The sequence below is a fragment of the Bacillus sp. JJ664 genome (genome assembly GCF_036962205.1).
In the GTDB taxonomy this organism is placed as follows: domain Bacteria; phylum Bacillota; class Bacilli; order Bacillales; family Bacillaceae_G; genus Gottfriedia.
Window position 1 is genome coordinate 1 of sequence record NZ_JBALMS010000090.1, and the last position, 5,292, is coordinate 5,292.

The 5,292-nt window shown below is 32.9% G+C and carries 5 protein-coding genes; all 5 read left to right on the forward strand.

Features of this window, described 5'->3' with window-relative positions; genetic code table 11:
- The first annotated feature begins 339 nt into the window (after window positions 1–339).
- The 5 genes from V7056_RS14825 (at window position 340) to V7056_RS14845 (ending at window position 4,984) form a co-directional block, all read left to right on the forward strand.
- Window positions 340–969, forward strand: a complete 630-nt coding sequence (locus V7056_RS14825) for a nitrite reductase (RefSeq protein WP_499703141.1) — start codon at window positions 340–342, stop codon at window positions 967–969.
- Between the two features lie 83 nt (window positions 970–1,052).
- Window positions 1,053–1,391 (forward strand): metal-sensitive transcriptional regulator, encoded by a 339-nt coding sequence (locus V7056_RS14830; RefSeq protein ID WP_499703143.1) that lies wholly within the window; start codon window positions 1,053–1,055, stop codon window positions 1,389–1,391.
- A 14-nt stretch (window positions 1,392–1,405) separates the two neighbouring features.
- Window positions 1,406–1,612, forward strand: a complete 207-nt coding sequence (gene copZ, locus V7056_RS14835; RefSeq protein ID WP_499703145.1) for a copper chaperone CopZ — start codon at window positions 1,406–1,408, stop codon at window positions 1,610–1,612.
- An 80-nt stretch (window positions 1,613–1,692) separates the two neighbouring features.
- Window positions 1,693–4,116: a heavy metal translocating P-type ATPase gene (locus tag V7056_RS14840; RefSeq protein WP_499703147.1), complete on the forward strand. Its 2,424-nt coding sequence runs from the start codon at window positions 1,693–1,695 to the stop codon at window positions 4,114–4,116.
- 13 nt (window positions 4,117–4,129) lie between these two features.
- Window positions 4,130–4,984 (forward strand): DUF8832 domain-containing protein, encoded by an 855-nt coding sequence (locus tag V7056_RS14845; RefSeq protein WP_499703149.1) that lies wholly within the window; start codon window positions 4,130–4,132, stop codon window positions 4,982–4,984.
- Window positions 4,985–5,292 lie beyond the last annotated feature (308 nt).

The following is a 5,292-nucleotide window of genomic DNA, read 5'->3' on the forward strand; positions in this document are numbered from 1 at the left end:
ATAAAATATCAGCTTAACCTAAATGAAAAAAGATTTACTACTTTATGTTTACAAAAACGAAATTTGGAACTAAACAAAAGTTTTATTATACCATAGAAGGGTATAGTATGTCGTTGATTTGTTTTGTGTAAAAATTATTTTAGGTTAAATAATCAATTTTAATTTACAAAAACAAATTAAGGAACTAAAATGAAGATATTAACATACCGTAGTAGGGTATAGTATATAAGATTGGAAAATATTTTATAATTACTCAATTTTAGAATCTACTTTGAAAATCATGACGATACTGTACATTATCATAAATAATTCATGAAAATACAGGAGGTGAGATGAAGGTTGGGAAATTTAAATAATTTGAATAAAATAACAATAGCTGTGAACGGTGGTATTAGTTTTGGGGCAAAGTTGAATGCTAAACAATTACTTATGATTGCAAAATATATTGGAGAAGATGAATTAGAATTAACGACTTTTCAACAATTATATATAGAAATACCTGAAGTACAACAAGATGAAATTATTAATGAATTTAAAAGTGTAGGTCTTCATTGTTATCCCGTTGGGAATGTTGTGAAAAGCTTACGAACTTGTCATTTTTGTAAAGGAGAAATTGAGGAAGGAATGCCTGTGGCTAAGGAATTAAATGAACGAATTGCTGGAAGAGAGGTTCCTTTCGCTCTTCGGGCAGCATATACTGGTTGTCCTATAGGTTGTGGTGAGCCATTAATGAATGACATAGGAATTATGAAAATAAAAGAACACTATAATTTCTATATTGGTGGAAAATCTAAAGGAAAAGATGCTGAAGTAGGGGTATTACTCTACGAAAGTCTTGATCCTGAACAATTGTATTATTATGTTGATAGGTTTTTAGATGTATACAGTCAAGAAGGGAAAAAAAGAGAATCTGTAAACAAATTTGTTAAAAGAATAGGAGTAGAAGAATTAAAGAAAAAAATTGGATAAAATAAGATATTAAAAGTTTAAAGTAGTATCCTCTTTACTTAATAATGGGTTATATTAGAAATAAAATTAAAGGGGATTGAAAAATGACATTAAATAATGAAAACTCAATTGAAAATGAAGAATGTTGTTCAACCGAGGGTGAGAGAAAAAGTCATCACTCAGAAAAAACAAAACAAAATTTAATTACTAGGCTAAATCGGGTAGAAGGGCAAGTTCGAGGAATTAAAGGACTAATTGAAAAAGACACTTACTGTGATGATGTCATCACTCAAATTGCTGCTACACAAGCAGCATTAAATAGTGTAGCAAAATTGTTATTAGAGGGTCATATGAAAAGCTGTGTTCTTGAAAGAATTCAAGAAGGCGATACAGCTGTAATAGATGAAGTTTTGGTTACATTTCAAAAATTAATGAAAAAATAGGAGAGTTGGAAATTATGGAAAATACAACTTTACATGTAGAAGGCATGTCTTGTGGACATTGCATAAATGCGATTGAAGGCAGTGTAGGTAAGTTAAATGGAGTAAAACAAGTTAAAGTTAACTTAGAATCTAGTACTGTGAACGTTGAATTCAATCATAATGAAGTTACTTTAGCTACCATTAAAGAAACAATTGATGAACAAGGTTACGATGTAAAATAATTTTTAAAGAGCGTGCTAATAAGAGCACGATTTCTTTTAATTAATAATATACCCTATACCGGTATAAGGAGTGGTTAGTTATGAGTGATAAAATTCAAGAAACGAATTATCAAATATCAGGAATGACTTGTGCTGCATGTGCGATTCGAATCGAAAAAGGTTTGAATAAACTAGAAGGTGTCAAAGAAGCAAATGTAAATTTAGCTTTAGAAAAGGCCTCAATTAAATTTAAACCTGAAAATGTAGACCATCAAGCAATTCAAAAGAAAATCAAGGATCTTGGCTATGAAGTAGTGACTGAAAAAGTTGAGTTTGACATTGTTGGAATGACTTGTGCTGCTTGTGCAACAAGGATTGAAAAAGGATTATCAAAACTTGATGGAGTCATACAGTCAAATGTAAATCTTGCTCTTGAAAAAGCTTCAGTTGAATACATTCCTAATCTTGTATCACCTAACGACATGATTAACAAAGTCAGTAAATTAGGTTACCAAGCGACAGTGAAAGACGAGGAAAATCAAGCAGAAACAAAAAATCATCGAGAGAGAGAGATTGAAACACAAAAAGGGAAATTAATTTTCTCTGCTATTTTATCTATACCATTATTATGGGCAATGGCAGGTCATTTCAGCTTCACAAGTTTTATCTATTTACCAGAAATGTTTATGAACCCATGGTTTCAACTAGCATTAGCAGCACCAGTTCAATTTATCATTGGAAGACAATTTTACATTGGTGCTTATAAAGCTTTAAAGAATAAAAGTGCGAATATGGATGTACTTGTTGCATTAGGTACATCTGCAGCATTTTTCTACAGTCTTTACATTTCAATTCGATCCATTGGTAGTGGAGAACATATGGTTAATCTATATTTTGAAACTAGTGCTATTTTGATTACTTTGATTATTTTAGGGAAATTATTTGAAGCAAAGGCAAAAGGAAGATCATCTGAAGCAATCAAAAAACTGATGGGACTTCAAGCAAAAACAGCAATTGTTTTTCGAGATGGAGAAGAAAAAGAAATCCCACTAGAAGAAGTAGTTGTTGGGGACATCGTTTATATCAAACCAGGTGAAAAAGTACCAGTTGATGGTGAAGTAATAGAAGGTCGATCAGCAATTGATGAATCAATGTTGACTGGAGAAAGTGTACCAGTAGATAAATCAGTTGGAGATTCTGTCATTGGTGCTACGATTAATAAAAACGGATTCGTAAAAATTAGAGCAACGAAAGTGGGAAAAGATACAGCACTTGCTCAAATTGTTAAGGTTGTTGAAGAAGCTCAAGGTTCTAAAGCACCTATTCAACGATTAGCAGATACAATTTCAGGTATTTTTGTACCGATTGTTGTTGGAATTTCAATTGTCACATTTCTGATTTGGTTTATTTGGGTGACACCAGGTAATTTTGCGGAAGCATTAGAGAAATTAATCGCTGTTTTAGTAATTGCATGTCCATGTGCTCTTGGTTTGGCTACACCAACATCGATCATGGCAGGGTCTGGACGCTCTGCTGAATATGGAATCTTATTCAAAGGTGGCGAACATTTAGAAACTACTCACCGTATTTCGACTGTTGTGCTAGATAAAACTGGAACAGTGACATATGGTCAACCTGTTCTTACGGATATCGTTACGACAGGAGAAATAGAAGAAACAGAATTTTTAATATTAGTGGGAACGGCAGAATATCCTTCTGAACATCCTTTAGCTGTTTCAATCGTAGAAGGCATTAAAGAAAAAGGTGTTACTCTTAAGAAAAATCACGAGTTTGAAGCGATACCTGGTTATGGTATAAAAGCATTGGTAGAAAATCAGGAAGTTCTAGTAGGGACAAAAAAATTACTAGAACAAAAAAACATTGCTATACCAAATGATGCGCTAGAACAAAAAAATCAGTTTGAACTAGAAGGAAAGACAGCTATGATAGTGGCTATTAATGATAAATACGCAGGTTTAATTGCAGTTGCTGATACGATTAAAGACACTTCTAAGCAAGCAATTAATAGATTACAAGAACTTGGACTTGAAGTCATTATGATGACAGGGGATAATCAGCAAACAGCTAAGGCAATTGCAAATCAAGCTGGAATTACAAATGTCATCGCAGAAGTTTTACCAGAGGGGAAAGCAGATGAAGTGAAAAAACTGCAAAAACAGGGTAAAAAGGTTGCGATGGTTGGGGATGGAATAAATGATGCTCCAGCATTAGCGATTGCAGATATTGGTATGGCTATTGGTACAGGAACTGATGTCGCAATGGAGGCTGCGGATATCACATTAATTCGTGGCGATTTGAATAGCATTGCGGATGCAATATTTATGAGCAAAAAAACAATTAGTAATATTAAACAAAACTTGTTCTGGGCATTTGCTTACAACGCACTTGGTATTCCATTAGCAGCAATTGGTTTACTAGCTCCTTGGCTAGCGGGAGCAGCAATGGCTTTTAGCTCAGTATCAGTTGTTCTAAATGCACTTCGTTTACAAAGAGTCAAATTATAGGGGAGATTTAATTATGAAAAAATGGGCTATCTCAGCAATCGTTTACTTGATTGTTATTATTGGAGGTTTCACAATTTACACAACTTATTTTCAATCGAATGATATGGAAGAAAATGTGGGGACCGAACATAATCAAAACGGTCATAACACGCATAACAGTGAGGAAAAAACAGATGATGAAGGCAATACAAAGGTTAATTTTAATTTTGTAGAGAATCCTGAAAGTGGAATAAAAAATACTCTAAATATAAATGTTATAACCGAAGCTGGAAAACCCGTAAAGGAATTTGAGCTTGAGCATGAAAAGTTAATGCACTTAATTGTGGTAAGTAAAGATCTATCCTTTTTTGACCATATTCACCCAAAATACAAAGGAGATGGCGAATTTACAATTTCACCATCTTTCCCAACAGGTGGCGAATATAAATTATATGCCGATTATGTACCAAAAGGTGCTTCAAAGGTTGTCAAAAGTACTGAAGTAAGCGTTAGTGGTGAAGTAGCTCAACCTACAAAATTAGTTGCAGATAAAGAATTAACAAAAGTAGTCGAGGGTAAGGAAGTTACTTTAACATTTGACCATTTAATGACTAATATGGAATTAACAATGAACTTTACCATTAAAGATGCTAAAACGAAAAAACCAATTACAAACTTGCAACCTTATTTAGGAGCAATTGGTCATGTAGTTGCGATCAGTGGGGATACAGAAACATACTTACACGTTCATCCGATGGATGAGAATGCAACTGGTCCAAATGCAAAGTTTATGACATCTTTCCCGAAAAAAGGTTTATATAAAATTTGGGGTCAATTCCAACATAATGGAAAAGTATTTATCGTGCCATTTACTGTGAATGTTCAGTAAACATAATTTTATTTATCAAGTAAAACTAAACCTTTTTGAATATGTTTTGACTTGTTTCTTTTATTAGCTCAAGCGAATATCTCTGAACTATTAAATAGATATTCTTGTACAATTATCGCATAGGTTTTTGAGGATTGAGAGCAGCCTGTGGCTGTTCTTTTTTATTGGAATAACTGATATTTTAGTTGAACAAGAATACTAATTCTATGTTAAAATTTGGTAATGAAATGGATTTTAACCTGAATGTTTTTTCAATGTATATCCATTTATATTTTTGGAGGAAAACATGAAAAAATCATTTATTATTC